Origin of the sequence: Synechococcus sp. H60.3 (genome assembly GCF_047462295.1) — a bacterium.
Lineage (GTDB): Bacteria > Cyanobacteriota > Cyanobacteriia > Thermostichales > Thermostichaceae > Thermostichus.
Window position 1 is genome coordinate 1 of sequence record NZ_JANSIY010000187.1, and the last position, 2,299, is coordinate 2,299.

Genomic DNA, 2,299 nt, shown 5'->3' on the forward strand with positions numbered 1-2,299 from the left:
GGAACTTGTCAGAGCTCTTGGCCCGCTGGGAAGTGGGCATTGGCGAGGATCCCGGTCGCTTCCTCTGGGAAATCGAGTCGGATCCGCAGGTGGCAGCGGTGTCGCGGGACTGGGATCCCCATTTCTTGAGTGGCTGGCTCAACAGCTTTGACCACCGCCAGGGGGATCTCTCCTTCTGGCGTAACTGGCACCAGGCGGGGCTTTTGCGGCAGTGGTTTGAGCGGGGCTACAGCCTGCACATCATCACCTGGGAAGACGACACCACCCGCCCCTGCGGCGACTACCACCTCTCGCCGCAGTTTATCCAGGACGTAGCCGAGCTGGCCGGGTATATTGCCCAAGCCAACCCCCAGGGCCGCCCCACCTACTGGAGCCTGGCCACTGAGTTTTCCTACTGGCGCGTCCCTGCCGATACCTACAACGCCGACACTGCCCCCTACTACCGCGCCCTGATGCGCAACATCTTAAGAGCCCGCCAGGCCATCAAGGAGCGGCTGCCCGAGGCCGAGGTGGCCCTCTGCTGGGGCGGCTGGATTGCCACCTTTGACGATCGCCGCCGCGGGGCAGGGCGCAGCATGGTAGAGCCTTTTGCCGAGACGATGAGCCAAATGGACGGGATCGCCTTCCAGTCAATGCGCCAGCGGCGACCGGGGGAGTTCAACCCAGAGCTCAACGGCCCGGATCCGGGTAACCCCGAGCAGATCCGCCTCTGCTGCCGTCTCTTTGCCCCCATCCACCGCAACCTGATGCTGGCCCACTACGAGCCCTCGATTAAGGACAAGCACCCCAACGGTGGCCGGGCCGACACTGTCCAAGTGGATTTTGAGATCATGAGCCGGCCCGAGTGGCTGCAGGAGGTGTCGCAACTGGGATTGCGGCGCCTGTCCCTGATGCACTACGGCCTCTACAAGGGGGATCCCTATGGGGCGCTGACGGCAGCCCGGCAATTCCGGGCCCGCGTAGGTTTGCCGGCTATTGCCCAGAGGGTGTAGGTGGATGGAGACGAAGGCCCAAAACGGAGCTCTGTAGGTACAATCCCCCTTGGCGGCGCCGTCGAGAGGGATCCCTAGATGAAGCCTTTGGCAATTGCAAGAAGCTGGCTGCTGGGCCTGGGCCTTGTCTTGGGGGGGTGGGAGCTGCCGGCCTGGGCCGGCTGCGGCTTCCCTCGCGGGGCAGGGAAAACGTTTTTCTCGCTCCAGCCCGAGGTGTACCAACCCCGCACCCGCTTTGACCAGGGGGGACGTCTGCAGCAGGCCCTTTCCGAGTATGGCGAGACCCGCCTCAACCTGTTTGGCGAAACCGGCCTCAGCGATCGCCTCACCCTCAACCTCAACACCAGCTACGTTTTCCTGGAAAATCGCTTTGCCAGCGGGGCTGAGACCGTTACCCAGCGCAACCAGGGCCTGCGGGATCTGGAGCTGGGCCTGCGCCACACCTGGGGAGAGGGGGATCCCTTTTTCTCGGCTCAATTGACGGCCCTGATCCCGCCGGGATATGCCACCCAGAACACCCCCCTGCCCTTGGGCTATGGGGTTTTCGGCTACGACCTCAGCGCCGGCCTGGCCGCCTCAGGCAAGCTGGGATCCCTGCCCGCCTTTTTCGACTCCTGTCTGACCTTTCGGGACTACCTGGGCTACCCCGGCGACCGTCTCAAGGCCAACTTGACCTTTGGAGCAGATCTCAGCCCTGAGGTGCAGGCCATTGTGGCTTTGGATGGCGACTTCACCCTTGGCAACGGCGCCCCGCTCCTTTTTGGGGATCTGGCGGTGCAGGATCCCGACTACAACAACCTTAAGCTTTCCGGCCAGCTCAACTGGCGCCTAGAGGAGGGGCTGACCCTGGGGCTAGGGGGGTTTCAGTTTTTAACAGGCCGCAACACCAATGCCGGCGGCGGCTTCACCGGCTATGTGTGGCTAAGTTACTAAAACTCAACAAAATGTTGCGGGGTATCTGCCGCGGCAGCAGGGATCGGCAGAGGCAGATCTAGGATGAGACTTGGCAAACCTTGGCCTGGAGAACGGATCCCATGCCTCGCTTTGAAAACATCGTTGCCGCCATCGACGGCAGCGGCCCCACCGAGCAAATGGTGCACACGCTGCTATCTTTGCCGGCCTTTGCCCAGTGCCACGTAACCCTGCTGCATGCGGTGCCTTCCCAGACCTCTGCTGAGGACATGCGCGCTGCTTGGCAAAAGGGACAGGAGCTGTTGGCCCAGACGCTGCAGACCTTTCCCCCGCGGCCTGGGCTAAAGATCAGTACCCAACTGGTGGAAGGGGATCCCAAGGTGGTGGTACTGCAG

3 protein-coding genes are annotated in these 2,299 nt (G+C 62.9%); all 3 read left to right on the forward strand.

Annotated elements, in window-relative coordinates:
* The coding region (locus NW841_RS12600) for a hypothetical protein (protein WP_414386713.1) at window positions 1-992 on the forward strand (992 nt) is incomplete at its 5' end.
* Window positions 993-1,070: 78 nt separating this feature from the next.
* Window positions 1,071-1,925, forward strand: coding sequence for a hypothetical protein (locus NW841_RS12605; protein WP_414386716.1), 855 nt, complete (start codon window positions 1,071-1,073; stop codon window positions 1,923-1,925).
* 101 nt (window positions 1,926-2,026) lie between these two features.
* Window positions 2,027-2,299, forward strand: a 273-nt coding sequence (locus NW841_RS12610) for a universal stress protein (protein WP_414386719.1), incomplete at its 3' end; no start/stop codon positions are given.

Bases quoted from the DNA above. Each gene is read 5' to 3' on its own strand.
- NW841_RS12605 (WP_414386716.1), top strand. From the start codon at position 1,071: ATGAAGCCTTTGGCAATTGCAAGAAGCTGGCTGCTGGGCCTGGGCCTT.